The organism is Actinospica durhamensis (assembly GCF_018139695.1).
GTDB classification, from domain to species: Bacteria; Actinomycetota; Actinomycetes; order Streptomycetales; family Catenulisporaceae; genus Actinospica; species Actinospica durhamensis.
In genome coordinates, this window is the sequence record NZ_JAGSOG010000108.1 from 1 (window position 1) to 25,839 (window position 25,839).

General features: G+C 67.8%; 21 protein-coding genes and 1 pseudogene. 9 read left to right on the top strand and 13 right to left on the bottom strand.

The genetic code is table 11. The features are described from left to right. The 3 genes and pseudogenes from KDL01_RS20925 to KDL01_RS20935 all read right to left on the bottom strand — a co-directional run. Positions 1–574 (bottom strand): hypothetical protein (locus tag KDL01_RS20925; protein WP_212530242.1); only part of this gene is annotated, 574 nt, incomplete at its 3' end. Then, positions 575–982: a recombinase zinc ribbon domain-containing protein gene (locus KDL01_RS43620; protein ID WP_246576737.1), complete on the bottom strand. Its 408-nt coding sequence runs from the start codon at positions 980–982 to the stop codon at positions 575–577. Then, positions 868–1,759: pseudogene (locus KDL01_RS20935) on the bottom strand (IS3 family transposase); the annotation flags it as partial. The pseudogene KDL01_RS20935 and the gene KDL01_RS43620, both read right to left, overlap by 115 nt. 63 nt (positions 1,760–1,822) lie before the next feature. Between KDL01_RS20935 and KDL01_RS20940 the strand changes: the two are divergent. Continuing rightward, complete coding sequence (locus tag KDL01_RS20940) at positions 1,823–3,508, top strand: ISAzo13 family transposase (protein ID WP_368861616.1); 1,686 nt, start codon at positions 1,823–1,825, stop codon at positions 3,506–3,508. Positions 3,509–3,523: 15 nt separating this feature from the next. Here the strand turns inward: KDL01_RS20940 and KDL01_RS20945 are convergent, their stop codons facing one another. Further along, complete coding sequence (locus KDL01_RS20945) at positions 3,524–3,826, bottom strand: transposase (RefSeq protein ID WP_212530245.1); 303 nt, start codon at positions 3,824–3,826, stop codon at positions 3,524–3,526. Positions 3,827–3,916: 90 nt separating this feature from the next. Continuing rightward, entirely contained in the window at positions 3,917–4,219 is a 303-nt protein-coding gene (locus tag KDL01_RS20950; RefSeq protein WP_212530246.1) for a hypothetical protein, read from the bottom strand. Positions 4,220–4,311: 92 nt separating this feature from the next. Here KDL01_RS20950 and KDL01_RS20955 point away from each other — a divergent pair, with 92 nt between their 5' ends. After that, complete coding sequence (locus KDL01_RS20955; protein WP_212530247.1) at positions 4,312–6,306, top strand: AAA family ATPase; 1,995 nt, start codon at positions 4,312–4,314, stop codon at positions 6,304–6,306. 187 nt (positions 6,307–6,493) lie between these two features. On the opposite strand, the gene KDL01_RS20960 is transcribed toward KDL01_RS20955, so the two are convergent. The 3 genes from KDL01_RS20960 to KDL01_RS20970 all read right to left on the bottom strand — a co-directional run bounded on the left by KDL01_RS20960 (position 6,494) and on the right by KDL01_RS20970 (position 9,159). Continuing rightward, complete coding sequence (locus KDL01_RS20960; RefSeq protein WP_212530248.1) at positions 6,494–7,207, bottom strand: DUF4160 domain-containing protein; 714 nt, start codon at positions 7,205–7,207, stop codon at positions 6,494–6,496. Beyond that, positions 7,191–7,370 carry a helix-turn-helix domain-containing protein gene (locus tag KDL01_RS20965; RefSeq protein WP_212530249.1) on the bottom strand — a complete coding sequence of 60 codons (180 nt, stop codon included), beginning with the start codon at positions 7,368–7,370 and terminating at the stop codon, positions 7,191–7,193. The genes KDL01_RS20960 and KDL01_RS20965 overlap by 17 nt, the downstream gene beginning before the upstream one ends. Before the next feature lie 394 nt (positions 7,371–7,764). Then, positions 7,765–9,159, bottom strand: a complete 1,395-nt coding sequence (locus tag KDL01_RS20970) for a phosphatidylinositol-specific phospholipase C domain-containing protein (RefSeq protein WP_212530250.1) — start codon at positions 9,157–9,159, stop codon at positions 7,765–7,767. Between the two features lie 534 nt (positions 9,160–9,693). Between KDL01_RS20970 and KDL01_RS20975 the strand changes: the two genes are divergently transcribed. Together KDL01_RS20975 and KDL01_RS20980 are read left to right on the top strand one after the other, a co-directional pair. Next, on the top strand, positions 9,694–10,029 hold the full coding sequence (locus KDL01_RS20975) for an STAS domain-containing protein (protein WP_212530251.1): 336 nt from the start codon (positions 9,694–9,696) through the stop codon (positions 10,027–10,029). Between the two features lie 298 nt (positions 10,030–10,327). Beyond that, complete coding sequence (locus tag KDL01_RS20980) at positions 10,328–10,519, top strand: CsbD family protein (RefSeq protein ID WP_212530252.1); 192 nt, start codon at positions 10,328–10,330, stop codon at positions 10,517–10,519. A gap of 341 nt (positions 10,520–10,860) precedes the next feature. Here the strand turns inward: KDL01_RS20980 and KDL01_RS20985 are convergent, their stop codons facing one another. After that, complete coding sequence (locus KDL01_RS20985) at positions 10,861–12,237, bottom strand: mycothione reductase (protein WP_212530253.1); 1,377 nt, start codon at positions 12,235–12,237, stop codon at positions 10,861–10,863. Positions 12,238–12,420: 183 nt separating this feature from the next. Here KDL01_RS20985 and KDL01_RS20990 point away from each other — a divergent pair, with 183 nt between their 5' ends. The 4 genes from KDL01_RS20990 to KDL01_RS21005 all read left to right on the top strand — a co-directional run bounded on the left by KDL01_RS20990 (position 12,421) and on the right by KDL01_RS21005 (position 14,823). Then, positions 12,421–12,576 (top strand): hypothetical protein, encoded by a 156-nt coding sequence (locus KDL01_RS20990; RefSeq protein ID WP_212530254.1) that lies wholly within the window; start codon positions 12,421–12,423, stop codon positions 12,574–12,576. Between the two features lie 327 nt (positions 12,577–12,903). Further along, the gene (locus tag KDL01_RS20995; RefSeq protein WP_212530255.1) at positions 12,904–13,542 is read left to right on the top strand and encodes a hemerythrin domain-containing protein; all 639 of its coding nucleotides are present in this window, start codon (positions 12,904–12,906) and stop codon (positions 13,540–13,542) included. Between the two features lie 197 nt (positions 13,543–13,739). After that, complete coding sequence (locus tag KDL01_RS21000) at positions 13,740–14,189, top strand: hypothetical protein (RefSeq protein ID WP_212530256.1); 450 nt, start codon at positions 13,740–13,742, stop codon at positions 14,187–14,189. 139 nt (positions 14,190–14,328) lie between these two features. After that, positions 14,329–14,823, top strand: a complete 495-nt coding sequence (locus KDL01_RS21005; RefSeq protein ID WP_212530257.1) for a MarR family transcriptional regulator — start codon at positions 14,329–14,331, stop codon at positions 14,821–14,823. A 27-nt stretch (positions 14,824–14,850) separates the two neighbouring features. Here the strand turns inward: KDL01_RS21005 and KDL01_RS21010 are convergent, their stop codons facing one another. The 3 genes from KDL01_RS21010 to KDL01_RS21020 all read right to left on the bottom strand — a co-directional run bounded on the left by KDL01_RS21010 (position 14,851) and on the right by KDL01_RS21020 (position 23,289). Further along, the gene (locus KDL01_RS21010) at positions 14,851–16,047 is read right to left on the bottom strand and encodes a PP2C family protein-serine/threonine phosphatase (RefSeq protein WP_212530258.1); all 1,197 of its coding nucleotides are present in this window, start codon (positions 16,045–16,047) and stop codon (positions 14,851–14,853) included. 95 nt (positions 16,048–16,142) lie between these two features. Continuing rightward, the gene (locus tag KDL01_RS21015; protein WP_246576736.1) at positions 16,143–18,656 is read right to left on the bottom strand and encodes a SpoIIE family protein phosphatase; all 2,514 of its coding nucleotides are present in this window, start codon (positions 18,654–18,656) and stop codon (positions 16,143–16,145) included. 61 nt (positions 18,657–18,717) lie between these two features. Next, the gene (locus KDL01_RS21020; RefSeq protein WP_212530260.1) at positions 18,718–23,289 is read right to left on the bottom strand and encodes a HAMP domain-containing protein; all 4,572 of its coding nucleotides are present in this window, start codon (positions 23,287–23,289) and stop codon (positions 18,718–18,720) included. Positions 23,290–23,573: 284 nt separating this feature from the next. Between KDL01_RS21020 and KDL01_RS21025 the strand changes: the two genes are divergently transcribed. Beyond that, positions 23,574–24,479, top strand: a complete 906-nt coding sequence (locus KDL01_RS21025; RefSeq protein WP_212530262.1) for an aminoglycoside phosphotransferase family protein — start codon at positions 23,574–23,576, stop codon at positions 24,477–24,479. Between the two features lie 45 nt (positions 24,480–24,524). Here KDL01_RS21025 and KDL01_RS21030 read toward each other — a convergent pair. Then, positions 24,525–25,839, bottom strand: a 1,315-nt coding sequence (locus KDL01_RS21030) for an APC family permease (RefSeq protein ID WP_212530261.1), incomplete at its 5' end; no start/stop codon positions are given.

Sequence of the window (25,839 nt, forward strand, 5' to 3'; positions counted from 1 at the left end):
CCGCCCCGCCGCCCAGGAAAGGCCGCATCCGGACGGAAGAGGTCACTGGTTCGATCCCAGTACCGCCCACCATAGCCGCGCTACTCCAACCACTGACCTGCCAGGTCAGGCGGGTGGAGTCGGCGGGGAACTCGCGATCATGAGCGCCGGAGTCCGTCAGGAGTTCGGCGCTCTTTGCTGTCTCGTGAGATGGCAACGTACTCGTCCGCGTAATCACGTACTGCTCGTACGCGCCGAGCAGGACATCGAACGGCTCTTGCAGCTCGTGCCCGGCAATCTTCTCGCCATCGACGCTGAGCCTGGCGAAGAATGCCCGGTTGAGCAGCAAGCGGACTCGTTCGCTGCCAGCCCGGTAGGCGTCGCTCGGCCAGTTGAGCAAGGCAAGCGCAGCGTGCAGGAGCCGCTGGCCGACATCTAAGCGCTGGTCAGCCTGCTCGATCGTGCGCTTGATATCGGCGATTTCCTGGCGGATGACGTCGATACGTTCGCGCAGCTTCTGCTTGGGCCAGCCTTCCTCGGCAGCTAGATCGAGGAAGTAGCCTTCCTTGCGATCGAGTGCTTCGAGTCGCTTCATCTACTGCTCGCGGAGGTCTTCCGGCAGCCCGCGTTCAGCGGCAACCGCCATGTCTACGCCCTCGCGAACGGCGGTCAGCCATTCCGGCTCAAGCACCAGCACATCGCCGTAGTAGCGGGCAACGGCTTCCTCCAGCACATCGATCGGGATGTACGGCATGTCGCACAGGCCCTGCTGCCGACCACGGCAGAACCAGTAGAAGTATTCTCCGCCATTGCCAACAGCGCGCTGCACGATGAATCGATGCTTGCAGCGGGCGCAGTAGGGGCTTTCCCCCGAGGTGTGGACACGATCTAAGCGGCTTGAGCGAGTGTAGTCGAGCTCCGGTGCAGGGCCATCTCGAAGGCCAGCGGGCTGCGTTGCCCGAGCCGGGAGTGACGGCGACGGGTGTTGTACCGCGTGAGCCAGGCGAACGCGTCGAGGCGGGCCTGGTGTGCGTTCGGCCAGGCGGACGCGCCTTGGAGCGTCTCACGCTTGAAGGTGGCGTTGAACGCCTCGGCCGCGGCGTTGTCCGCGGAGCTGCCGATCGCGGCCATGGACCTGCGCACCCCTGCCCTCGCGCAAGCGGCGGCGAAGGCGTTCGACGTGTACTGCGACCCGTGATCGGCGTGGAAGATCGCCCCGGCCAGGCTGCCGCGGGTGCGCTCGGCATCGTCGAGGGCTTCGAGGACAAGCTCGGTGCGCATGTGCTCGGCGATCGCGAACCCGGCCAGGCGCCTTGAGCACAGATCGATCACTGTGGCCAGATACAGCGGCCGACCGCCGGTCACCGGCAGGTACGTGATGTCCCCCACGTACTTCTGATTCGGCGCGGCCGCGGTGAAGTCTCGCCCCAGTAGGTCGGCCACTCTCGGCGCGCCCGGGTCCGCGATCGTGGTCCGGTGCCGGCGCCGCAGGTGCACCCCGACGATCCGGTGCTCGCGCATCAGTCGCCCGACCCGCTTGTGGTTCACCCTCGCGCAGCTCGGCGGTGACGCGCGGGACCCCGTAGGTGCGGGCCGAGGCGGTGTGGATCGCACGGATCCGCTCGGTCAGCACCGCGTCCGCGGCCGCCTTCGCCGCCCTGTTCCCGGCAGCGGCCTGCCACCGGTAGAACCCGGAGCGAGAGACACCGAGTACCTGGCACAGCCGTTTCACGCCGAAGGCGCTGCAGTGGTCGGCGACGAACTGGAAACGGCTCAGGAGCCGTAAGGGAATTACTGCCGGGTTCGGCTGTGTGTCGACGGGTGCGGTGGTATACGGGCTCTCATGGGCATATCGGATGAGGTCCTGGCGCTGCTGGATGTGAAGTTCGCGGCGCTGCTCCCGCACCTGGACGAGCGCCAGCGCCGGTTGTATCTGGCCTCTGAGGCCCAGGCGCTGGGGCACGGCGGGCTCGCGGCGGTGGCCAGACTCGCGGAGGTCTCCGAGTCCACCCTTGTGCGCGGTCGCGAGGAACTGGCCGGCGCGGCGGTGATGCCGGGGCGGGTGCGTCGGCCCGGCGGCGGGCGTAAGTCGGCTACCGTGCGAGACCCGGGTTTGGCTGCGGCGCTCGAGGCGTTGATCGAGCCGCGGGAGGTGGGCGACCCGGTCTCACCGCTGCGCTGGACCACAGCGTCACTGCGCGACCTGGCGAAGGAGCTCTCGGATGCCGGGCATCAGGTCAGTGCCCCGGTCGTAGGTGACCTGCTGCACGCGATGGGCTTCAGCCTCCAGGGCATGGCCAAGACCCGGGCCGGGGCCCAGGTGCCCGACCGCGATGCCCAGTTCCGGCACATCAACTCCGCCGTGACGCGGTTCCTGGACCAGGGCCTGCCGGTGGTGAGCGTGGATGCGAAGAAGAAGGAGCCGATCGGCGAGTACGCCCGGGCCGGGCGCAGCTATCGGCCCAGGGGCCGCCCGATCACCGCCCCGGACCACGACTTCACCGGCCCCGAGACCCCGATCGCGATCCCCTACGGGATCTACGACCTCGGGCGCGATACCGGCTGGGTGAACGTGGGCGCCGACCGCAACACCGCCGCGTTCGCCGCCGAGTCCATCCGCCGCTGGTGGAACACGCGCGGCAGGCGCGACTACCCCGATGCCGACCAGCTGCTGATCACCGCGGACTGCGGCGGGGCGAACTCAGCTGATTCCACCCTGTTCAAAATCGAGCTGGCGGCCTTCGCCGACGAGAGCGGCCTCACCATAAATATCAAGCACTTTCCTCCGGGGACTTCGAAGTGGAACAAGGTGGAGCACCGCCTGTTCTCCCGCATCACCCACAGCCTGCGCGGGCAGCCGCTGACCAGCTACGAGGTCCTGCTCCAGTCCATCTCGGCAACCCGGACCAAGACGGGCCTGAGCGTCGATGCCGTGCTGGACGAGAACGACTACCCCACCGGCCGCAAACTCACCAAGGCCGAACGCACCGCGGCCGAGCACCGCGTCGAGCGCGAGGCGTTCCACGGCGAGTGGAACTACGCCCTCGCCCCCGATCACAGGCCGCCGAGCGAGCCGGACCAGGCGAAGGCACCGCCGATACCGCCCGAGGCCGTCCGTCTCCTGACCCACCCCGCCCTGACCGGCATCTCCCGCGAACGCTTCGACCAGCTCGTCGACGAGCTCGAACCCTGCCGCAGGCTCCTGGCCGAAGCCGAGCGCCTCAAGAACAAAGGCGTCAACCGGCGCGGATACAACCCCGGAGTCGGCTACCTCGAGCACCGCCACCGCGTCCTGGTCGCGCTCCTGCACCACCGCAATACCGTCACCCTGACGCTGGTCGGCCAACTGGTCGGGCGACCGCCCACCAGCCTGAACTACCACGCCCACCGCACCGAACCACTGCTGGCCTTCGCCGGGCCCGACATCACCGCGATCCTCGCCCACCGCCGCCGAAGCAGACCGCCACGCTCCCTCGAGGCCCTCACCCGGGCCATCGACGAATACGACCAAGGCCAAGTCAGGCAGTAGTAAATTTACGACTCCTCACCACTTCGTCTCGCCCGCGAAATACTTCGCCGCCCGGCGCAGGATCTCGCGCTCTTCTTCCAGCTCGGCCACCCGCCGGCGCAGCGCCCGGTTCTCCAACTCGACCGACGAACCGGCTGGCGCCTCGGCCTCGATGGCACTGCGGACAGGTTCTCCCGGCTCGTCCGCCGCTTTGATCCACGCCAGCAGCGTCGCCGGGTAGATCCCCAGGTCTCGCGCGACCTGCGCCGCGGACGCACCGGGCCTCGAGTGATACAACGCCACCGCATCGGCCTTGAACTGCGGCGGGTAGTGCTTCATCCCCACAGGGACTCCGTTCTCCCAGATCCTCAAGATCTAGTGTCCAGGTGTCCACACCTCAGGGGAAACGCCCGGTACCGTCAACGAGACCTACTGGGGCAACGGGAACAGCCTCACGACGTGGCAAGTCGCCGACATCGGCACACCGGTCACCGGCATCGCCTCGGACATGACACCGGCGGACGGCGTCGAGCACGTCTTCACGAGTGGTGCAGACGGATCGCTGCATGAGTCGTACTGGGGTCCAGGCAACTCGCTCACTACGTGGGAGATCACGAATCCCGACGGGTCTGAGATAGACGGGATCGCCGGCAGGTTGTCGTAGGTGGTGCGGCAGTCACCAACCTCAACCGGAGCCCATGAATTTGGCTCCGTCGGCACCTGATTGGTCATGCACTGAACCATAGATGGTGCAAATATGCCGCGAGCCGCCAAGGAGCGTATAATTCGTCTTGGGGCAAGTTCTCGAATGTTTAGTGTGTTGCGTGCAATCGGCGAACGCGTATAGGAGGGACATTGCAAGGCTACTTCAGTTTCGGGTCAAGGATTTTCGCGCGTATCGCGAAGAGACGACCATCGACTTCCCGGAGTCCGGCTTGGTCTTGGTTTCCGGCCCAAATAATTCCGGCAAGAGCGCTCTACTTTCCGCTCTTGATGTTGTGGCGAGCGGCCAGATGCCGAATGCGTTGCGCCATGCGGCAGGATCGCAGGCCATGCTATGGGTACGCTTTCGCTTTACTCACGATGAGCGTGCGGCGCTCATCGGTTCTTCCTCGGCAAAGGCGCTCGCCCAAATTGAGCGTGGTGCACTGGAGTGGATTGAGTGGGAATATGCCGAAGAGCACGGGATGCTTCGACCCAACGCTGTGCGCGCCCCGTGGCTTGATGGTCAGCAAATTGCTCTGATGGAGAAGACCTCGCAAGACAACAACTCATTTCAAGTGACGAATCCAATCACGAAACTGTCCGAGTGGGACCTGTCCTCTTATAATACGACCGTCTTTGCTAACCCTGTCCCACCAGATCACATGGAGACTTTGCGATCTTTACATTGGCAAGGACAGCCGTTGCCTATCTTGCAATCATGGCGCAATGGCTACTTCCACTTCAGCCCGCTGCACCAGACCGACAGTGATACTCGGGCAGCCAACGCCGTCGAACGGCTTTCGCCCGATGGCTCAAACCTTATTGACGTCCTACACTACATGAGGTCGAATCAGGAGACAGCATGGCAAGAGCTCCAAAAACTCATTCAGGAATTCGTCCCGGACGTAGGAACGCTCCAACTGCCCGCTGCGGCATCTAATCTGTGGGCGGCGTTCCGCGACGACAATATTCCAGGTCACATGCACTCGCTCAAGAGCTTAGGGACTGGCGTCGAACAGCTGCTCATGACACTTGTGGTTGGACTGACGCAGACCGCAACCGCCATCGTTCTAGAGGAACCCGAGACGGGTCTGCACCCAGCAGCTCAGCGTGCGCTGCTGGGGCTCATGCAGAAGTGGTCGCAGGACCGACTCATTGTAGCTTCGACGCACTCATCAACGATGCTCGATTGGACCTCGCCGAGCACGACCATTATTTCGGTGACACGCGCCGGTGCGAACTCAACGGCTGTCACCGTTCCACGCCAACGCACGGAAGCACTCGGCCTATTGCGTGAACTTGGTGTCCGTCCCAGTGATGTACTTACGGCGGAACGTGTGCTCATCATCGAAGGGCCGACCGAGAAGGAGGTTTTTGACATTTGGTTTGAGGAGACAATGCGAAGCCCTCGGCTCGTGCTCCTACAGGGAGAGGGCGGCTACAACGCAAGTCATGCCGACCTTTTTGCAAACTGGCTTGATGGTGTCGATGCACTCGCCCAACGCAAGGTTCTCTATGTTCGCGATCGCAATGAGCTGTCCACGAGCTTCTTGAATAAGTTCGAGAAGTCGGAACGGGTTAAGCTACTGCCGTGCCGGGAGTTTGAGAACCTCCTTCTCGACTACACTGCGCTGGCTGCTGTCATCAATCAAGAGCGTGAAGCCCAGGGCAGGGATGCCATCACGGTCGAGCTTGTCGAGCGGAAAGCCCGAGAAGTTGCCGACGGCTTGAAGAATTTGGTCGTTCTGAAGCGAACGCTCGCGGACTTCGCCGATCCAATTCGACTGGTCGACAATAAGTCACGCAGCAAAGTTGCGAAGGGGTCGCATACGGTTGAAGCTGCTGTAGCGACGCTTACTCAACCAGTGCCTGATCGGGCGAAAGTCGAGGAAGAAGCTCGTGCAGCATGGGCAAAGCACGAAGCCGGAGTTAGCGATGAATGGGAAGCAGGATGGTCACGGGTCGCTCCAGGCGACGAGCTGCTGAATAGCATCTTTAAGGAATTCCTAGGCCGTGGCTACAAGAAGGTTCTTGACGGGCCGATCATCGCCCACGAGATGAGCGAAGCACCTGTGTACCTTAAATCCCTACTGGACGAATTCATGGCGGACTAAGCCCTGCGGAGCCCGTACCGCCGTGCTGGTTTAACACGCACTTGAGAGCTGGCCGACTGAGACTATCAATCTTGGCCGGCTCCTCTTGTGCGATGGCTGCGTAGTATGTAGCAGCGATCTCGTAGTTGCAGCTTACCGATTCTGTTCGAGCAGGGCACTCCACATGACTGCCGTTGCATAAGGTCACTTACTGCAAGCGCTCATGTTCAGCCTTTAGCGCTGCGTGGGCAGCAGGGTTTCTGCTAAAGAAATCCTGTACTTGCCTCACTTCTTTCGGCGCGAGGCGTCCATAGTTTGCGCTTAGGAACTCAAGGGTCTCTAGGTGGAAGCGGGCGTCGACGTTGCGCGAGTCGGAGTGCACATGGAAATGTGGCGGATTGTGATCCTTGGGATACACTCTGATTTCAAGACTTCCAACCATAGTGACTCGTCGCTTAATAAGATAGACCGAGCCATCAGGGGCGACGGAGGTTGAGTCTAGGTGGAAAGCGAGCTGACCCTCAACTGTGTCTGGGTAGGTTACTTCCTCGATGGAGCTCTCTTCTGGCAGCAACATGGTCGGAAGCTGCTCCACAAGATCGTTCAGAATCGAATCATACTCGGCTGCAACGGTGTTGGCGGCACCGACTGGAAAGCTCTCGGCTTCAGTAGCATCTTCAAAGAGCCCAATCACCCCGAGAAGCGCATATTCGCCATCCGCCATCTCCGCAACCCTGCCAGCAAAATGAACGCCAGCGAGCCGCTCGAAATCATGCTCAATCAAAGTCGCAACATATTCTGAGTTCAGCTGCTCTGCAAATTGATCGAGTAGGCTCTTCGCGATACGCTGCTGATGCGCATCGACGTGCGTGCTGCTAAGGATTCCGCCCATAATTTGCATCGCATCAGTATAGCGTTTCATCGGCCTGGCTGTACTTTGATCTCGGTGCGCCGCCGGAGGCGATGATTCGCTTGACACTGCTCTCGCTGATCCCGTAGCGCTTGGCGACGTCCTTGAGCTTCATGCCGGCTTGTCGTGCCTCGATGATCTCCCGCACAGCGGCTTCACCCAGCCGGTCAGTCACTCGTCTCGGGACTACAGGGGCAGGGCTGGACGTCACGCTGACTTGTGGATCTTGAACGAGGCGTTGTCGATCTTCTCGGAGCCAGAGCCGGACGCGTTGTAGCTGGTCAGCGCGGTCCTGTTGGTTGGAGTAAGCCCTGATAAGGTCCACCACACGAAGCACGCAGGCCAGAGCCCACGACATCTCAAGAAGATGTCATGGGCTCTGCTTGTTTTGCCAGCCACTTGCCCGTCTCCCCCTGTCAGCGGAAGCCGCCAATGCCGCTGAACACTTTTACAGCCGGCAAGAGTGGACCTCCGAAGGGAAACGGGCAGCGCAGACTCCGCGGATCGCGGGGCAGATCATCCGGTGCGTGCCACGCGCTCGCTTGGGTCATCACCGCTCGATCGTCGCGCTATCTACGCAGCCACTCCTGGTTGCTGCCGCCGTTGCAGGGCCAGGCCTGGAGCCTGGTGCCGTTGCCGGTCGCGGCTTGGTCCGCGTCTACGCAGAGCCCGGATGAGATGCTGACGATCGTGTTCTTGTTCGTGAACACCCACTTCTGGCTCAACCTGCCGTTGCACGGCTGGATCACGAGTGTGCTACCCCTGACAGGGCTGGCCGACTCGGTGCTCATGCAGTCGGAGCCGAACAGCTTCAGATCCGCCGTCGTGGTCCACTTCCACCTCTGGTTCACGCCGTCGTGGCAGTCCCACAGTTGCAGATGGCGCAGCGGGTACGAGTAGTCGATGCACCGGCCGGAACCGACTCCGACGATCATGCCGGTGCCGTTCGCGGCGATGATGTCCTGGATCAGCCCGCTGCCGGGGAAGTCCGCATAGACGATGCCGTACCGGTGGTGCGTGTCGGGCTGGCTGTCGATCTCCCGCATGGTCAGGACATTGGTGCCCACGAAGGCCACCGAACACAAACCTGCGAAGCAGTTCACGCTGGGGTACTGCGGGATGCACCGGACGCTCAGCCCGCAGGTGTCGATCGCGCCTCGGGTCCAGCCGGTGAGCAGGTTTGGCGCGTTGGTGCCCGGGCTGGAGTGTCCGCTGGCTACGAAGTACGGGAACGACCCGCCCGAGGCGCTGAGGAAGTTCACGTAGGCGGTGTCCGCCGGCCCGCTGTCCGCGGCCTTGAGCTGGGCGTCGATCGCCCACCACTTGGTCGCCAGATCCCAGTTCGTGGTCAGGTGGTGATCGTCCTGAATCGAGACGCCGGCCCGGTACCAGGGCAGGCCCACCCGGACCGTCGAGATGAAGTTCTGCAGGATGACGATCTTGCCGCGGATCTCGCCCAGGGACGGATTGTCGCTGGTTCCGCGGTAGATGCGGGTGTCCTGGTCGAGGAAGTGTCGGACCAGGTTGGCGAAGACCAGGCTGGAGCCTGAGCCCTCGTTCTTGATCCGCATCAGCAGGGTCTCGGTGCGGTGCGCGTCCAGAAAGGCGTCGGCTGTGCGCAGGACGTCGTTCTGGAAGTCCAGCCCCTGCGGGGCCACGCCGTGGTAGACCTCGAGTCGATCGCCGTCGACGACCTTCAGCCGGATGTCCCAGGCCCGGATACCCGAACTCAGCTGCGTTTCGAGGTTCATCGACTGGGTCTCGGCCACGTCCCCGCCGAACACATAGGCGCCGCTGTCGTGGGTCCCCGGGAGCGTCAACTGGCTCAGCGGCGTCGTGGCCGGCAACCACGACATCCAATCGGACTTCGACAGCCCGATGCTCGAGTCGTGCGAGTACGCCGGCGTGGCGTCGGCGAGCGCCGGAGCGACCGCGCCCAAGCTCGCGCCGGTCAGCGCGGCCACGAGGACCGCCGCTCGCGCAAGAGCGCGGCGTCTTCTGATCACGTTCTCTACCTCGAAAAGCTCAGGACCGCCTGGCGGTCGCAAGAAGTCGTCTCTCCAGACCGGGAAGCTCACGCGGCATACCCGGTTCGAGGAGGCGCGCCCGCGCCAGATCGGCACCAGACACTGGACACGCGTCCGCTCATGATCACTGGATTCTGTAAGGCGCCGACGGCCGCCTCCGCGTGCGCACCCTGATTTCCCCCGATCGGGTGACGGACCGCCACCCCCGTTGTCCATGGCCATCTCATCTCTCCTCACGTGCATATCGCTTTCGTGAGGGTCATCGATCGTCCGGCCTCGGTACCCCTCGGCGCCCCGCATACACGTGGGCCGGGCGCAGCGCATGTGCGGCCCGCCGCGACACCTACCCGGTCGACCGACTCATTCGCATGAATCGCGAACCAGGGTCGCGCTCACGCACGCCACAACCCAGGGCTCCGGTCAACGTAGGCCGCGTCGCGGTCGCCATGTGGCCTACGGAAGCAGGACGTGATGGCGGGCGGTTTCGCGATCCAACACATACTGATCGAAGGTCGGCCGGCCCTCGTCCTCACCGGCGAGCTCGACCTGTGCGTGGCCGAGGAGTTCGAACGGGCTCTTCTCGCCGCCCTCGCGGCGCGAGAAGCCGGCGGCGACCTCGCGCTCGACATGGAGAAGGTGGACTTCTTCGACTCCAGCGGACTTCACGCCCTGCTGCGCGGTGCTCGGGTCGCGGCGGAGTCGGACACCTGCCTGTGCGTCCTCGCCTCTCCGGCGGTGACGCGGGTGTTCGACTTGGCCGGCGTCAACCCGCGGTCGGTACCGGCCATCAGGCTTCGAGCACGCTGACCCGCCGGACGACGCCGGACGACGCCGGCCGCGACACCGCCCGCGATTAGAGACATTCACAGGTTTATCCCGCGCGTGAGCGGAAACCCGCTGCATGCGGATTCGAACTGAGGTTCAGCCGGGGTTCTCCTCAGTCCGGTTTTCGCGCACCTTGATGCGATCGGTGCTGGTGAGGGCGTGGATGCCGGCGGTGGTACGGCAGGTGGCGACACGAAGTCGGCTCGCCGTCGGCCACGCAGAGAGCATCGGGGCAGTCGAACGGCAGACAGCAGAAGTCAGTGATCGGAAGGAGTCGGCAATGGGCACCGAGGACAAGGCCAAGAACGCCGCGGAGAAGGCCAAGGGCAAGGTCAAGGAGGCGGCCGGCCGCGCGACGGACGACAGATCGCTGGAAGCGGAGGGCAAGGGCGACCAGGCCAAGGGCGGACTCAAGCAGGCCGGAGAACACCTCAAGGACGCCGCCAAGGACGCCACGGGTACGAAGCACTAGCATCGAGTAGACGCCATCGGCCGGCTCGGCAGTCGGCTGTCTGCGATGAGGTGATCGGGCAACTGTCCCGCGATGATCACCGCGCGATCATCGCGGACGGCCGGCCCTCGAGCCACTTCGCACGACGACGGTGTTGTGTGTGCGGCACGCGTCGTGTTATGTGTTTTATGTGCGGCACGTGTCGTCGCGGCGCGAATTATGCATGCTCAGTTCCGCGAGCAGGCCCTCAACTCCGTGAGGACCGCACGGTCTGAGCCCAGAAGGCATCGAACAGCGTGTGGTCCCTGTTACCGGCCGCGACTGGTTCCGCGGAGCGCGTGGGGCGAGGCCGGCGACGCGTATCAGCCGTCGAGTGCGAGCAGCGCGTTCTCGACGACTTCGGTGAGCGCGGGATGGATCCAGTACGGCGCGGTGGCCAGGGTGCGGGCATCGATGCCGACGGTCATGGCCAGCACCAGCGGCTGGATCAGAGTAGGCGCCTCGGCCCCGAGGATGTGGGCGCCGAGCAGGCGCCCGGTCCCCCGCTCGGCGAGCACCTTGCAGAAACCTGTCTCGTCCTCCAGCGCCCACCCGTAGGCGACGTCCGCGTAGCGCGCGGTGCCGACCGCGTAATCGAGGCCTGCGTCTCGGCATTGCCGTTCGGTGCGGCCCACCGTGGCGATCTGCGGGCGGGTGAAGACCGCGGCCGGAATCACGTCGTGGTCGTTGCCGCGCAGGTCGTTCGGGTGGCGGAGGTTGTGCGCGACGATCCGTGCCTGCCGGTTCGCCACGTGCTTGAGCTGGACCGGAGCACACACGTCCCCCAACGCCCACACTCCCTCGGCGCTGGTGCGCTGATGCGCGTCCACCGCGATCCGGCCGTCTTCGTGTACGTCGACGCCTGCTTCGGCCAGATCGAGCCGGTCGCTGTTCGGAGTGCGACCGACCGCGACGAGCAGCACGTCGGCCGCGATCCTCGACCCGTCGTCGAGCAGCAGCTCCACCGGACCGTCGGCACTGTCGGCACCGTCGAGCCGGGTCAGCTCACGGCCGAGCCGGAGCTCGAAGCGCTCGGCGGCCAGCCGCGTGTACGCGCCGGCGAGACTCTCGTCCAGCGACCCGAGCAGGGTCTCGGCCTGCTCCACGATCACGACGTCGCTACCCGCGGAGGCGAACACCTGCGCGAGTTCGGCGGCGATGTAGCCGCCGCCGAGCACCGCGAGCCGCCGCGGCGGCCGGGCGATCCGCATGATCGTGTCTGAGGTCTCGTAGTGCACGCCCGAGTCGGCGACCACGGGCGGGATCACCGGCCGCGCCCCCGCGGCGATCACCACCTGGTCCGCCTCGATGTCCGTCGGACCGTCCGGCAGCTCGACGCGCAGCCGCCGCGGTCCGGTGAACCGGGCACGCCCAGGGTAGACGGTGACGAAGCCGGACCTCTCCAGCCCCGAGCGTGCCTCGTCGCGGTGCGCGTCGAGGCGTCCGAACACCCGGGCCCGCACGCGCGACCAGTCCATCCCGCGCAGTTCGGCGTCCACGTCGTACCCGCCGCAGTCGCGGATCTCCTCGACCACCTCCGCCGTACGGCTGAGCATCTTGCTCGGGATGCACCCGGCGTTCAGACAGGTCCCGCCGACCGGGCCGTCGGCCACGAGCGCGACGTCGAGATCGGCGAAGGAGTCCTCGATCACCGCCGCGCCCGAGCCCGCGCCGAGGACGATCAGATCATGATGGCGCATGAGCCTCCCGGTGCCCTCTCCCCTCGCGCGCAAACGCCGCCCGCCGCATACGCCCGTGGCCGGTCAGTTCACGCTCCGTCCCATGACGTCTCATGACGGTGCGCTCGACGACTTGACCGTGCGTCAGTCGGATGCCCGGCCGTCGCCGCACAGGGGCATTGGGGGTATGACCTGCGCCGCTACATGAGCGACTACGTGCACTGGGCCACCCTCGGATCGCTGTGCGAGTTCCTCGCGCTGCCCGAGAACCGCGTCACGCTCGCCGAGGAGGTCGACCGCCACGGACTGCCGGTCGCGCACATGGCGCCTACAGCCAGGGCGAGAACGGCAAAGCCCTGATGGACGCCGCGCAGAGCGTGATGGAGGACATTCTCAAGGCCGCCGGCGCGAGCGAGGTGATCACCGTCAAGCGCGACGCCCACCTCGTCGGAGGCGCCCGGATGGCGGCCGACGAGCACCAGGTCAGAGTGGAGTCCGAGTGCACCGACGCGATGTCGCGTCAGGCCCCGAACCCCGTGCGAGCCTCGCCTACCGCGCCGGCTCGAGCGCGCCGGTGCTGCTCGGACAGCCGTGGGGGCAGAGTCGGCCACGTTTATCCAGCGGCATCGCGGCAATCCGCGTGGCGCCGGGGACACCGGTTCGGCGATCTGATGGCGGAGGTCCGTGGTGAACAGCACCGTCGGCGTGGGCTCGGTCCTGTCGATTCTGCACGATCAGCACATGCGCACGCGCGAGCTGCTCCACCACGTGGCCGACAGCTCGGGCCCGGAGCGCCGACGTGCCTTCGACGCACTGCGGCGGCTGCTGGCCGTGCACGAGGCGGCCGAGGATTTCGTCCTGCGCCCGGCCGCGCGCATGGCGGTGCCGAGGCCGATCGTCCTCGCACGGATCGGCGAGGAGCGTCAGGCCACGGATACGCTCGAACGTCTCGAGCTGCTCGACCTCGCCTCCCGCGCCTTCCGGGAGGGCTTTCTGGCCTTCACCGTGACACTGCTGTCGCACATGTGGCACGAGGAGACACACGAGTGGCTGCCGCTCGAGACCAGCTGGAGCGAGGAGCAGCAGTTGACGCTCGGGGCCAGGCTTCGGCGAGCGTTCGGCCGCGATCCGGCCGGCGCGGGGCCGGCCGGGGAGATCGAGCTCACCGGCTTCCGTCCGTCTCCCGTCTTCGGTGCGCTGTTCCAAGAGGCCGTCGACCGGCTCGCCGAGTCCCGGCCCGGGAACGGCGCGTCAGGGTACTTCGAGATCGCCACCGCAGGAGCCCGGGTCTGCGCGCGCACGTTGCCCGACCGGGCGGCCCGGTAACGCCGGTCGGCCGGACCCCGTGTCCGCACCTACGTCGCCCGCGCCGGCTCCCGGCGCCTTTCGGTCGGGGCATCCGCGTGTCCGATGCCGTTACGGGTAAACGGTTTCGACCGCGCCCGGGCGACGCCGAAGGAGACGCAGGACATGGATACGTATCGTCGGTGGATCCCGTCACAGAGCGCGGGGAGGGTGTAGTCGTGGCCCGCATCCGGTCCGATTCCGGCGAGCCCCTGGCCCGCCTGGTGCCGCGCTGGTGCGGCACGCTCCTGCTGGCACTCGGGGTGCTCACCCTGCCCTGGACCGCCGGCCTGGCCGTGATGTTGCCCAGCAGCGAGCGCAGCGCGCACTACGACATATCCTGGACGGGCTTCGATCTGTTGCTCTGCGGGTTGCTCCTGCACACGGGGTGGAGCATCGCGCGCCACCGCCCAGGCGGTGAACTGTCCGCCGCGATGACGGGAACGCTCTTGGTCGTCGACGCCTGGTTCGATGTACTCAGCGCACCCGACGCCGCCCAGTTGCTCACCGCGTCGGCCATGGCACTCCTGGTCGAACTTCCTCTCGCCGCGCTCTGCCTGTGGATCGCCGCGCACCGCGGCTCGGCATTCCTCCAGCGCGAGCGGCGCGCACCACAGGGCGAACCGTGATCATGTGTGGGCGCCCATCTCCGGCACCGCGCTGGCAGGCCGCCTCATGTGGTTGACTGGCGTGCCGGTGAGCCTACGGGAGTAACACGTGCGCACGTGGTGAGCTTGGCTTCGAAGTGCCGATCCGTATGGAGTGATCATGGGCGACAGCACCCGGCGTCCTGGTGCCCGCACGCCGGGCGACACGGTCACCGAGTTGCGCCGGGTGGTGGAGGAGGTGCATCTGCTCTGGGACAGGAGCGAGGATGCCGAATCGATGGTGGTCGTGTCCGCCTCGCAGTTGCGTGTGCTGTGGGTGCTGGAGCGTACGCCCGGACTGAATCTGCGGGAGCTCGGCGAGGCGGTGGGATCCGCGCCCTCCGCCCTGAGTCGGCTGTGCGCCCGGCTGGAGGCGATGGGGTTCGTCAGGCGCCTGCCGAGCGCGCAGAGCGGCCGTGAGATCGAACTGCATCTGACCCACCAGGCCGCGGTGTACTTGTCGGAGCGGCGCGAGCGGCGCGAGCAGGTGCTGGCAGCGCTGTTGGACGCGATGCCGCCTGAGCGAATCGGGCCGCTGGCCGACGGCGTCGCGGCTCTGCGCCCGATACTCGACGCTCTGCTCGAGGCGCAGGGCGCGGTGCCGGGCACGCACTGAGACCCACCGTCGGCCGCGCGGCCGTCGTCACGCGTCCTCGCTTTCGCCCTCGCCCTCGGCGGAGCGCGGCCCGTGCCAGTCGACGCAGGCGACCACCGCGTCGTCGAGAAGCGGGGATTGGCCGTAGTGGCTCAGGAGCGCATGCAGGACCGCGGTCGGCACCTGCGCGGGCGGCAGCGAGCGGGTGGCGGTGATCGTGTGCGCCAGCGCCCGTTGCTCGAACTTCTCTCCCGTGGGTGACGCCGCGGCGTAGACGCCGTCACCGACGATCACCAGCCGGTCCCCGGGCTCCACTCGCATCGGCTCCATCCGGTAGTCGGTGTCCCCGAACATGCCCAACGGCATCTGAGCGTCCAGGTGCCGCGGTTCGACCATGTCGCCGCGCACGCGCCACAGCCGCGGGGAACCGGCGTCCACCACCTCGACGCGTCCGGTGGCCAGCTCGAACTGCACGAGCAATGCCTCGACGTGGGCCTTCCCGCGGTGCTGGGAGAAGACGGCCTCGTCCGCGAGCACCGCCTGATCGGCCAGTGACAGCCCGGCTCTGCGCGCGTTGCGCAGGGCGGCGACGACGAGGGCGGTGAGCAGCGCGGCGTTGACTCCCTGTCCCATTCCGTTGATGACGGCGACGGTCAGGTGCCCGCCGGACACCGACCAGTCGAAGCCGTCGCCGTAGATGGCGTACGCCGGTTCCAGATGGGCGCCGAGCGAGAACTCCGGCCGCGTGCAGGAGCGGGCGGGCAGCAGCAGCCACTGCATCTCCGCGGCGAGGGTCAGCCGCTCGGCCCGCCGGCCCACCTCGTACCGATCGGTCTCTCGGGCCGCCAGAATGATCTCCCGCGCGGTCACGGTGCTGATCCGCCGGAGTTCGTCGAGCATCGGCGGCGCGCAGGCGGCCGCGGGAACGGTGACGGACAGCACGCCGACCCGGTCCCCGCGGTGGGTGACGGGCAGATGCAGGACCCTGTCTTCGCCTGCGGATTCGGCCACGACCGGTTCCTGGGAGCCGAAAGCCCGGCCCTGGGCGGTGCCGTCGATGATGATCGGGTCCGCCTGCGCCGAATCCGGCCGTGCCGGTTGCAGAGAGTGTATGGCGTAGTCCGCGAGCCGCAGCTCCACGGCGGCGGCGCCGTACTGCTCGCGCAGAGCCGATCGGAGGACGTCCACGAGTCGGTCGGGGTCCGCGGCGTCCAGGGCACGCTCGACCGCGAGATCGCGTTGCATGGGTACTGTGCTCCTTACGGCTCTTGCGCCGTCCGGCGGGCCCGTGAGCCGTTGGGACACCCGCGAGCTTGCGCTATGAGGGGTATCGGCGGTAGTCATTCTGCCTCTTTGGGGGTGATTCGTACCCCGATGAGGCAGGTGTCGTCGTCTGTGTCCGACTTTCCGTAAGTCAGCAGATTGTCCAGCAGCCGGCCGAGGGTCTCGACCGGGACCTGCGCGTTGGCGAGCAGATGGTCGAGGGACTCGTGCCACGCGGTGTCTCTGCGCTCGATCAGTCCGTCGGTGTACATCAGCAGCGTGTCTCCTGGTCGAAGTTCGGTCTCGGCCTCTTCCACCTCGAGTTCGAGTCCCGCGCCGAGCAGCGCGCCGTGGGTCAGCGGCAGAGCCGCCGCGCCGCCCGCGTTGACGACGACCGGCGGCAGGTGCCCGGCGCGGGCCCAGCGCATCCTTCGGGTGCCCGGATCGTAGAGGGCGCACACGGCCGTGGCGGTGACGAAGTCGGTGAGATGGTAGGCGACGCTGTTGAGCCAGGACAGCAACTGCGCCGGGCCGGCCCCGGTCATCGCCAGACCGCGCAGGGCGTTGCGCAACACCACCATGCCCGTCGCCGCGTCGATGCCGTGCCCCGCGACGTCGCCGACGCACAGCAGGATCTGACCGGACGGCAGGACCACGGCGTCGTACCAGTCCCCGCCGACCAGCGACTCGGTCTCCGCGGGCCGGTAGCGCACGGCGACCTGGAGCCCGGGCACCTGCAACGGATCGCGGGCCGGGGGCATGATGGCGTGCTGGAGCTGAAGCGTCAGCCGATTGCGCTCGATCGCCTCCTGCTCCGTGTGCGCCAGCCTGTCCCGGGTGGCAGCCAGCGCGACCTCGGTCCAGTGTTGGGACGAGACGTCCTGGTAGGCGCCGCGCACGGCGGTCAGCCGCTCGCTCGAGCCGGAGACGGGTTCCGCGACGATGCGGATGTGCCGCGCGACGCCGTCGGCGCGGTGCAGGCGGAAGGCGACCGTCGCCGGGCGACGGTGGTGCAGCAGGGTACGCAGGAACCGGCCGATGGCGACCGAGTCGTCGGGGTGGGCTTGCGCGGCGAGGGCGTGCAGGGAGGAGGGCCCCTGGGCCGGTGTGCGGCCGTAGAGGGCGAACAGCTGACTGCTCCAGGTGATCTCGCCGGTCTCCAGGTTCTCCTCGAAGCCACCGATCCGGCCGAGCCGCTGGGCGTGTTGGAGCAGCCTGGCCAGGCGGACGGTCTCGTCCTCGATGCGCCAGATCACCAGGAGGCCGCCGGCGAGTCGGCTGATGCTGACGTCAGCGACGATCTGCAGGGGGACCTGGTCGACGTGGGTGGTCATGGACATCCGCCGGACGTGGATCGGTTCTCCGGTGGCGAAGACGCGCTCGAGGTGGTCGTAGAAGGCGCCGCCGCCGACGGCCATAGGATACGTCTCGAGCAGCAGAGCCTTGTCCAGGGCGGTGCGGGGCCGTCCCGCGGGATCCTGGAAGTGGGCGTTGACGTGCTGGATGCGGAAATCCGCGAGTCGGCCCTCGGCGTTCAGATGCGGTACGAGGACGAGTGCGGGGTCGTAGATCGCGTCGGCCACGCCCACCAGATCCGAGACGGCGGGATCCGCGACAGGTCCGTCGGCCGCGCGGGTCGCGGAGCGGGCCGGATTCTCCAGAGTGTGGGCGCAGAGCTCTGCCAGAGCTTCGAGCTGTCGCGCGATCGCCGGCGGATGGGGAGCGAGCGGCTCGGGCCAGCAGATCTCCAGGACACCGTGGATGCGCCCTCCGGTCCCGACGCACAGAGTGGTGCGAGCGCCTCCCGGAGTCCGCAGGGATCCGATGGACGGCACGTCGGTGACGGATTCGAGGTGCACGGTGCCGCGGCTGACCAGAGCCTGCCGGGCCACGGTCGTCACCCCCGGGGGCACATGGCGCCAGCGCTCCGCCTCGCCGCTGCCGAAACCGGCGTGGCCGCTCAGCGCGAGCGACCCGTCCCGGTCGACCGTCCAGACGGCGACGGCCGCGGCACCGAGGGGAACGAGGGCGTGGCGCAGCAGCGACTCGGCGACGGCCTGCGTGTCGCCGGCCGCCATCGCCGCGCTCTCCGCCGAGCGCAGCCGTAGCGCGGGCTGCTCGTCACCCGGCTCGGGGCCGGCGTCGTGGGTGCGCCGGACGAAATCGGCCGCGATCTCGGCCACCCGGTCGCGCGCGGCCTGGTTGATGATGTCGACCGCCAGTTCGAGCGCGGAGACGCCGGACTGCGCCGCGAGTTCGGCCAGTTGGCGCGCGGCGGTCGCGGGCGAGCACCCGAGCCGTTCGATGAGGATGCCCTTGGCGACTTCCACCAGAGCGCGGCCGTCGGCCGCGGCGTGCGCCTCCCGCACCTCGTCGCGCAGCCGCTCCACCGTCACGGCCAGACGACCGACCGTACCGCCGGGCCTGTCGCAGGGTTCGGCGTCGCGCGTCTCCACGTGGCGAGCGTCAGCTCCGGCCGCTGCCGGAACCAGGGCGTGCGCGCGCGGCCGCGCCGATGGCGGTGACGCCGTGCGACCGGTCGGCTCCTGTTCGTCGGCACCGGTGCGGTCGTCCCCATGGGGAACACTCATCGGGCTTGGAGCTCCTCGCCGTTGCGAAGCGTCGTGGACACGGTGATCGTGATCGGCGCGCTCATCGGCTGCCCAGCCATCGCCCCACGCACGCGATCAGGTCGTTCGCGTCCACCGGCTTCGTGACGTAGTCGCTCGACCCGGCCGCGAGGGACTTGTCCCGGTCCCCCGGCATCGCCTTGGCCGTGACCGCGATGATCGGCAGGTCCGCGTAGTCGGGCATCGCGCGGATCTCGGCGGTCGCGGCGTAGCCGTCCATCTCGGGCATCATCACGTCCATCAGGATCAGGTCGACCTCGGGGTGCGCACGCAGGGCCTCGATGCCCTTGCGCCCGTCCGTGGCGTGCAGCACCCGGACCCCGTGCAGCTCGAGGATTCCGCTGATCGCGTACAGATTGCGCGCGTCGTCGTCCACGACCAGCACGGTGCGGCCGCCGAGCGCCGCGTCGGATGTATCGATTACCTGATGCCTCACCACGTCGGTGCGCACCAGCGGCACCACATCACCGGGCTGTTCCACCGACAAGTGCAGGGCGATGCGCTCGCGCAGCTCGTCCAGGCTGGACAGGACCTCGAGCGGGCGCTCGCTCGCCCGCTGAGCCAGCGCCCGCTCCTGCGGCTCGCCGAGGCGGTGGCTGCTGTGGGCCAACACCGGCACCTGGCGCAGCGCCGGATCGCCGTCCATCGCGTCGAGGAAGGCCCATGCCTCGCCGCCGGCCATCTCCACGTCGAGCACGACGCAGTGGAACGCCTCGGCCGCCAGCACCGCGGCGGCCTCCTGCGCGCCCACGGCCGTGACCACCTCGTGGGTGTGCTGATCCGGCGGTTCGGCGCCGCCGTCCAGGCTGCCCACGGCGCTCGTCGCCACCAGCGAGAGCAGGCCGTGCGGCCTGTCCTCTATCACCAGCAGGCGGCGCGGGCGCGGCAGCGGGTCCGGCGCGGCCGGGACCGCGGCCCGCTTCTCCACCGGTCGCACGTCGCCGCCGGTCTGTGTTTCGGCCGCCGGAGCCTTCGGGGACGGCTCGAGGAAGGCGGAGGGCAGATACAGGGTGAAGGTGCTGCCCGCGCCCAGCGCGCTGCGCGCGTGGATCGCGCCGCCGAGCAGTTGGGCCATCTCGCGGCTGATCGAGAGCCCGAGACCGGTGCCGCCGTACTTGCGGCTGGTGGTCCCGTCCGCCTGCTGGAAGGCCCCGAAGATCGCTTCGAGCTGCGGCGGATCGATGCCGATGCCCGTGTCCTTGACCCGGAACGCCACCACGGGACCGCCCTCGCGGGTGAGCGAGGGGACCTCGCCCTCGGCCGCCGGCTCGATCAGCAGTTCCACATGTCCGCGCTCGGTGAACTTGACCGCGTTCGAGATCAGGTTGCGCAGCACCTGGCGCAGCCGCGCATCGTCGGTCACCAGCTCGCCCGGCACGCCGGGCGCGGCGTTGATGGTGAAGCCGAGGTTCTTCTGCGTGGTCATCGGGCGGAAGGTCGCCTCGATGTGGTCGAGCAGGCGGCGCATCGGGATCAGCTCCGCGTTGAGGTCCATCTTCCCGGCCTCGACCTTGGACAGGTCCAGGATGTCGTTGATCAGCTGCAGCAGGTCGGAACCGGCCGAGTGGATGATGCCCGCGTACTCGACCTGCTTGGGCGTCAGATTGCGGCCGGGGTTCTGCGCGAGCAGCTGGGCGAGGATCAGCAGGCTGTTGAGCGGGGTGCGCAGCTCGTGGCTCATGTTGGCCAGGAACTCCGACTTGTACTTCGAGGCCAGCGACAGCTGCTGCGCGCGGTCCTCGAGCTCTTGGCGGGCCTGCTCGATCTGCAGGTTCTTCGCCTCGATGTCCTCGTTCTGCGCGCCGAGCAGCTTCGCCTTGTCCTCGAGCTCCGCATTCGAGCGCTGCAGCTCCTCCTGCTGGACCTGCAGCTCCTCCGAGCGGGCCTGCAGTTCTCCGGCGAGGCGCTGGGACTCCTCGAGCAGTTCGTCGGTGCGGGAGTTGGCGAGAATGGTGTTGACGTTCGCGCCGAGCGCCTCCATCAACCGCTCGAGGAAGTCGCGGTGGACGGCGGTGAACGGCGTGAACGAGGCCAGCTCGATCACGCCGAGAACCTGGTCCTCGACCACGATCGGCAGGATGATCATCCCTCCGGGGGTCGCCTTCCCCAGCCCGCTGGAGATGCCGATGTAGTCGCCGGGAACGCCCTCGGCCGCGATGACGCGGCGCGAGCGCGCAGACTGGCCCACCAGCGACTCACCCAGCTTGAACCGGTCATGGCCCCGCAGGCCGGCCGGGCGGCCGTACGAGCCGACCAGCGTCAGCTCGGTCCCCGTCTCCGCCTCCTCGGCCAGGTAGAACGCGCCGTACTGGGCCGTGACCAGCGGGGTGAGCTCCTGCATGACGGACTCGGCCACCATGGCCAGGTCCCGGTGGCCCTGCATCAGGCCCGAGATATGAGCCAGGCTGGACTTGAGCCAGTCCTGCTCCTCATTGGTGCGCGTCGTCTCACGCAGCGAGCCCACCATCGCGTTGATGTTGTCCTTGAGCTCGGCCACCTCGCCGGAGGCCTCCACCGTGATGGACCGGGTCAGGTCGCCCTCGGCCACGGCGCTGGTGACCTCGGCGATCGCGCGCACCTGCCGGGTCAGGTTGCCAGCGAGTTCGTTCACGTTCTCGGTCAGCCGCTTCCAGGTGCCCGAGACGCCCTCGACCTCCGCCTGCCCACCCAGCCGGCCCTCGCTGCCGACCTCGCGCGCCACCCGGGTGACCTCCGCGGCGAAGGAGGAGAGCTGGTCGACCATCGTGTTGATCGTGGTCTTGAGCTCCAGGATCTCGCCGCGCGCGTCCACGTCGATCTTCTTGGACAGGTCGCCGTTGGCCACCGCGGTGGTGACCAGAGCGATGTTGCGCACCTGGTTCGTCAGGTTGTTCGCCATCGAGTTGACGTTGTCGGTCAGGTCCTTCCAGGTCCCGGCCACGTTCGCCACCCGCGCCTGCCCGCCGAGCATGCCCTCGGTGCCCACCTCGCGCGCCACCCGGGTGACCTCGTCGGCGAACGTGGACAAGGTGTCGACCATCGTGTTGATGACCCCGGCCAGCGCGGCCACCTCGCCCTTGGCCTCGACCGTGATCTTCTGCGACAGGTCGCCGCGCGCGACCGCCGTGGCCACCTGTGCGATGGACCGGACCTGCCCAGTCAGGTTCGAGGCCATCACGTTGACGTTGTCGGTCAGGTCCTTCCACGTCCCGGACACCCCGCGCACCGTCGCCTGCCCGCCCAGGTACCCCTCGGTGCCCACCTCGCGCGCGACCCGGGTGACCTCGTCCGCGAACGCGGAGAGCTGGTCGACCATCGTGTTGATGGTCTCCTTCAGCTCCAGGATCTCCCCGCGCGCGTCCACCCGGATCTTCTGCGACAGGTCACCCTGCGCGACGGCGGTGGTGACCTGGGCGATCGAACGCACCTGCGCCGTGAGGTTGTCGGCCATGACGTTCACCGACTCGGTCAGGTCCTTCCACGTGCCCGACACGCCCTTGACATCGGCCTGCCCGCCCAGGCGCCCTTCGGTGCCGACCTCGCGCGCGACGCGGGTCACCTCGTCCGCGAACGCGGAGAGCTGATCGACCATCGTGTTGATGGTGCTCTTGAGCTCGAGGATCTCGCCGCGCGCCGCCACACCGATCTTCTGAGACAGATCGCCGCGCGCGACCGCCGTGGCCACCTGCGCGATCGAACGCACCTGCGCGGTGAGGTTGCCGGCCATGAAGTTCACCGAGTCGGTCAGATCCCGCCAGGTGCCCTTCACGCCCTTGACGTCGGCCTGCCCGCCCAGGCGCCCATCGGTGCCGACCTCGCGCGCGACCCTGGTCACCTCGTCCGCGAACGCGGAGAGCTGATCGACCATCGTGTTGATGGTGTTCTTCAGCTCCAGGATCTCGCCTCGCGCGTCCACGCCGATCTTCTGGGACAGATCGCCCTGCGCGACAGCGGTGGTGACCTGGGCGATGTTGCGCACCTGCGCGGTGAGGTTGCCGGCCATGAAGTTCACCGAGTCGGTCAGATCCCGCCAGACCCCGCCGACCCCGGGCACCTCGGCCTGCCCGCCCAGGCGGCCTTCGCTGCCGACCTCGCGCGCGACCCGGGTGACCTCCGCGGCGAAGGAGGAGAGCTGATCGACCATCGTGTTGACGGTTTCCTTGAGCTCGAGGATCTCTCCGCGCGCGTCGACGTCGATCTTCTGCGACAGGTCGCCGCGGGCCACGGCCGTGGCCACCTGGGCGATGTCGCGCACCTGGGTGGTCAGGTTGCCCGCCATGGCGTTGACCGAGTCCGTCAGGTCCGCCCACGTCCCGGAGACGCCGGGCACCTCGGCCTGGCCGCCCAAGGTCCCCTCGGTGCCGACCTCGCGAGCCACCCGGGTCACTTCCGAGGTGAACAGGGACAGCTGGTCGACCATGCCGTTGAACACCGTCGCGATCTCGCCCAGCAGCCCGTCCCCGCCGTCCGGCAGCCGCGTGCCGAAATCGCCGTCGCGCACCGCCGTCAGCCCGGCCAGCAGCCGGCGCAGCTCCGGTTCGCCGACGCGTTTGGCTCCGGGCCCGGACCTGGTCCGTGGTGTCGCGTTCGGCCCCTGCGCCGACGTGTCGGACATCTCGCCACCTCTTCCGCGATCGAGTTCTGCCACCGAAGCGGCGAGATCCGCTCAGACAGGCGCCTGCCACCCACGAGGGCCTGAGCCGGCCTGGGCGCCAAAACTGTTTCTACGCGGAAACAGTTTAGCCGGTGCGGCGGCCCTTCGGCCCGAACGGCCGCAACCACATCTCCGCCCACCGCCGTCCGCCGTGACCGGGGCGCCGCGCCGACGCGCGGGACCCGGCGTACGCCGCGGCCGGAGTTGTCGCCGATGATCAGGCCTGCGATGCTCGCCCCGTGCGCATGCATGCCGACCAGCTGACGATCTCGCCCGAGATCGTGCGCGACCTGATCCGCGATCAGTTCCCCGAGTGGGCCGGGCTCCCCGTGCGGGCGCTCGCCTCGCAGGGCACGGTCAACGCCATCTTCCGCATCGGCGCGCACTTCGCGGCCAGATTCCCGCTCAAGCCCGCCGACGCCGACGCGACCCGTGACGCGCTCGAACGCGAAGCACGGGCGGCGCGGGAACTGGCCGAGCACACCCGCTTCCACGCCCCGCTACCCGTCGCGCTGGGCCGGCCCGGCCGGGGCTACCCGCTGCCCTGGTCCGTGCAGACCTGGATCCCCGGCGAGACCGCCACCCCGCACGAGCCGGCCGGATCCACCGAATTCGCGCGCGACCTGGCCGAGCTCATCCGCGAACTGCGCGCCGTCGCCACCCGCGGCCGCGTCTTCCGTGGACGCGGGCGCGGAGGTGACCTGAAGTCGCACGACGCGTGGATGCAGACCTGCTTCGAACGCAGCGAGGACCTCCTGGACGTCCCCCGGCTGCGCGCGATGTGGGCCGCTCTGCGCCAACTCCCCCGCGCCGACACCCCGGACACGATGACCCACGGCGATCTGATCCCGGGCAACGTACTGGTCGCCCGGGGCCGCCTGCTCGGCGTCTTGGACGCCGGCGGCTTCGGACCCGCCGACCCGGCCCTCGACCTCGTCGCCGCCTGGCACCTGCTCCAGCCCGCCCCCCGCGCCCGGCTGCGCGAAGACCTCGGCTGCGACGATCTCGAATGGCAGCGCGGCAAGGCGTGGGCCTTCGAGCAGGCGATGGGCGCGGTCTGGTACTACCGCAGCAGCAACCCGGCGATGAGCCGCATGGGCAGCGCCACCCTCGATCGCCTGATCGCGGACGAATCGATCGAAGGCGACTGACAGGCCGACACGTGGTGGAGCGCGCCCTCGGCTCGGAGTGCCGGGTCAGCTGGGGCCCGTGCCGGACCCTGCGTCGCCGGTTGGGGTCTCGTCTTCGGGAGCGGGAGGCCAGTCGCCACGCTTGATCACCTGGCCACGGAAGTAGTCGGGACGCCGTGCGCGGTAGATGTACATCAGTGGGATGCCGAGAACGAGCGAGCCCACGCCGGTGAGGAACACGCCTCCGATCTGCCAGTGTGGCGGAAACGGCATGGTCCACGATGTGGTGCCGTAGGCGGGGCTCCAGAACTCGTATGCGCCGTAGAAGAAGAAGGCGAACAGGATCAGTGCGCCGAAGAGCGGCAGCAGGAATCGCAGCCAGACGGTGCGCGCGCCGCTTCCGCCGGCGAGGGCACGCGGCGCGAAGTGCCAGGCGCAGGCCAGCCCGGTGAGCCCGTAGTAGAACGCGATAGCCAGTCCGAGAGAGGAGATCGAGTCCGCGAGCACGTTGGCACTGATCCCGGCCAGCAGCGCGTAGAACCCGATAGAGGCCAGTCCCATGACGACGGTGGACCAGGTCGGCGTGAGGAAACGAGGGTGGATCCGGCTGAAGCTGCGCGGGATGCTCCGGTGGGCGGCCATCGACAGCGTGGTGCGCGCGGTCGGCATGATGGTGGTCTGCGTCGAGGCGGCCGCGGAGCTGAGCACCATCAGCACGAGGAGCTTGCTCAAGAACCAGCCGAATCCGCTTGTGCCGAACACCGCGCCGCCGAGGCCGGAAAGCACATCGCCCGCGTTGTCCGGGTTGGCCAGGCCGGTCCCGGTGGCGCCGTAGCCGGCGAAGCACTGCGCGGACACGGTGACCAGCCCGTAGGTGACCAGGAGCAGCACCGTTGAGATGACCGCGGCGCGGCCGGGCGTCTGCGCGCGGTCTTTGGTTTCCTCGTTCACCGAGACCGCGGTGTCCCATCCCCAATAGATGAAGATCGCGGTCAGCAGGCCGAGGGTGAGCGCGGAGAAGGAGGAGATCGCGAAGGGGTTGAACCACGAGCCCGAGATGCGGACTGAGCCGGCCGTTCCGTGGCCCGAATAGACCTTCACCAGGGCGGTCACCGAAAGCACGGCCAGCATGACCAGTTCGATCGAGAGCAGTACCACCTGGATCCGGGCCGAGAGTTCGATGCCGATGTAGCAGATCAGCGTCATCACCGCGATCCAGATGATGCCGGCCAGCTCGGTCCAGCCGGCGCTGGCCGCCAGCCCGCTGGCACCGATGAGCTGGAAGCCGTACTGTCCGGCGATCTGCGCCAGGTTCGCCATGACGATCACATCCGCGACGACGATCGCCCACCCGCCCATCCACCCCGTCTTGGGCCCGAAC

Bases quoted from the DNA above. Each gene is read 5' to 3' on its own strand.
- KDL01_RS20990 (WP_212530254.1), top strand. From the start codon at position 12,421: ATGAGCGACTACGTGCACTGGGCCACCCTCGGATCGCTGTGCGAGTTC.
- KDL01_RS21015 (WP_246576736.1), bottom strand. From the start codon at position 18,656: ATGAGTGTTCCCCATGGGGACGACCGCACCGGTGCCGACGAACAGGAG.
- KDL01_RS20980 (WP_212530252.1), top strand. From the start codon at position 10,328: ATGGGCACCGAGGACAAGGCCAAGAACGCCGCGGAGAAGGCCAAGGGC.
- KDL01_RS21020 (WP_212530260.1), bottom strand. From the start codon at position 23,289: ATGTCCGACACGTCGGCGCAGGGGCCGAACGCGACACCACGGACCAGG.
- KDL01_RS20985 (WP_212530253.1), bottom strand. From the start codon at position 12,237: ATGCGCCATCATGATCTGATCGTCCTCGGCGCGGGCTCGGGCGCGGCG.
- KDL01_RS21010 (WP_212530258.1), bottom strand. From the start codon at position 16,047: ATGCAACGCGATCTCGCGGTCGAGCGTGCCCTGGACGCCGCGGACCCC.
- KDL01_RS21025 (WP_212530262.1), top strand. From the start codon at position 23,574: ATGCATGCCGACCAGCTGACGATCTCGCCCGAGATCGTGCGCGACCTG.
- KDL01_RS20960 (WP_212530248.1), bottom strand. From the start codon at position 7,207: ATGAAACGCTATACTGATGCGATGCAAATTATGGGCGGAATCCTTAGC.
- KDL01_RS20945 (WP_212530245.1), bottom strand. From the start codon at position 3,826: ATGAAGCACTACCCGCCGCAGTTCAAGGCCGATGCGGTGGCGTTGTAT.
- KDL01_RS20950 (WP_212530246.1), bottom strand. From the start codon at position 4,219: ATGACCAATCAGGTGCCGACGGAGCCAAATTCATGGGCTCCGGTTGAG.
- KDL01_RS21005 (WP_212530257.1), top strand. From the start codon at position 14,329: ATGGGCGACAGCACCCGGCGTCCTGGTGCCCGCACGCCGGGCGACACG.
- KDL01_RS20940 (WP_368861616.1), top strand. From the start codon at position 1,823: ATGGGCATATCGGATGAGGTCCTGGCGCTGCTGGATGTGAAGTTCGCG.
- KDL01_RS20975 (WP_212530251.1), top strand. From the start codon at position 9,694: ATGGCGGGCGGTTTCGCGATCCAACACATACTGATCGAAGGTCGGCCG.